Consider the following 1,224-nt stretch of genomic DNA (forward strand, 5'->3'; position numbering starts at 1 on the left):
CGCCGATCGCTTCGCCATTGATATCGATGAGCTCCAGGCTGCCGCCGCCGAGGTCGCCGGCGATGCCGTTGGCCGGGTGGAAGCCGGAAATGATGCCGAGCGCCGAATAATGCGCTTCCTGGCGGCCTGAGAGCACCCGGATCTCGGTCTTCAGCACGTCCTCGGCGCGGTGGATGAAGTCCGGGCCGTTAATCGCCTCGCGGGCCGCCGCGGTTGCCAGCACATACATGTGCTCGGCGCCGGCCTGGTCCGAAAGCGCGCGAAACCGCCGGAACTCCTCCATCGAGCGCGTCACCGCCTCGGGATCGAGCTTGCCCGTCGAAACGATGCCGCGGCCGAGGCCGGCCAGCATCTTTTCGTTGAACAGCAGCGTCGGCGAGCGCGCCAGCCCTTCATAGACGACAAGGCGGATCGAGTTCGATCCGATGTCGATGATCGACAGCGGCCGCCGGTCCTGGAGCCGGCCCTGGGAAATTGAAATCACGCGGCGCCGTTCTTCTTGCGGCGCTTGAACTGAGCAATGCGCTTGGGCGCATGCGATTTCAGCGCGTCACCCCGTCCGGAAAGGCTCGGATTGGTCATGAAATATTCCTGCGCGTTGAACGGCTCCTCGCCCTCCTCCAGCATGACGCGCCGGGAGGTTCCGTCTGCCAATACGTCGAAACTTTGCTGGTTGTCCATGACATTGCCCAGCATGATCTGGCCAAGCACCTGTTCATGCACAGTTGGATTGGTGATCGGCACCAGCGTCTCGACGCGGCGGTCGAGATTGCGCGGCATCATGTCGGCCGAGGAGATGTAGACGATCGCCTCGTCCGACGGCAGACCGTGGCCGTTGCCGAAGCAGTAGATGCGGCTGTGTTCGAGAAAGCGGCCGACGATCGACTTCACCCTGATGTTCTCGGACAGGCCCGGCACCTGCGGCCGCAGGCAGCAGATGCCGCGCACAACGAGGTCGACCTCGACGCCGGCGCGGCTGGCGTCATAGAGCGCGTCGATGACGGTCGGATCGACGAGTGAGTTCATCTTCATCCAGATGCGGGCCGGCCTGCCTTCACGCGCATGGCCGATCTCCTCGGAGACGTGCTTCAGGATGCGCTTGCGCAGCGTGAAGGGCGACACCGCGATGCGCATCTCCTCGGCGGGCTCCGCATAGCCGGTGATGAAGTTGAAGAGCTGGGCGACGTCGCGCGCGATCGTCGGATCGGTGGTGAAGAACGACAG

Annotated in this window: 1 protein-coding gene and 1 pseudogene; both read right to left on the minus strand. The window is 64.2% G+C overall.

The window, feature by feature from the left end; translation table 11 throughout:
• Window positions 1-484 (minus strand): annotated as a pseudogene (locus EOA29_RS36980) (exopolyphosphatase); the annotation flags it as partial.
• Window positions 481-1,224: phospholipase D-like domain-containing protein (locus tag EOA29_RS36985; protein WP_348628936.1), on the minus strand; the 744-nt coding region annotated here is incomplete at its 5' end. The pseudogene EOA29_RS36980 and the gene EOA29_RS36985, both read right to left, overlap by 4 nt.

The sequence above is a fragment of the Mesorhizobium sp. M1E.F.Ca.ET.063.01.1.1 genome (assembly GCF_003998155.1).
GTDB lineage: Bacteria > Pseudomonadota > Alphaproteobacteria > Rhizobiales > Rhizobiaceae > Mesorhizobium.